At 40.6% G+C, this 323-nt stretch carries 1 pseudogene; it reads left to right on the top strand.

The window, feature by feature from the left end:
* A pseudogene (locus tag ACFIK8_RS09320) lies at nt 1-323 on the top strand (dihydroxy-acid dehydratase); the annotation flags it as partial.

The following is a 323-nucleotide window of genomic DNA, read 5'->3' as shown; positions in this document are numbered from 1 at the left end:
GAAATTTTTGTTCCTGCTGGCACTATGATAGTGGTCAAAGCAATGACGAAAAAGCAAAAATGCACCAGTGTTATGCAGAAAATAAAATGGATCGGTAAACATTGCTGGAATCAGAAGCACGTTCTTATCATGAGCCAAGGACATGTACATTTTATGGAACTGCTAACTCAAATAAAGTGATACTGGAGATGATGGGGTTCCACACATGCCGGGAGCTTCTTTTGTCAATGCCAATACACCTTTGCGTGATGCTTTAATACAGGAAGCTACCAAGCATGTACTTGAAATGACAGCCTTTGGCGATGATTATATGCCACTTGGTA

The sequence above is a fragment of the Bartonella sp. MR168JLCBS genome (genome assembly GCF_042194175.1).
The sequence above is the reverse complement of the archived record's forward strand: the minus strand, read 5'-3'. Positions and strand labels throughout refer to the sequence as shown.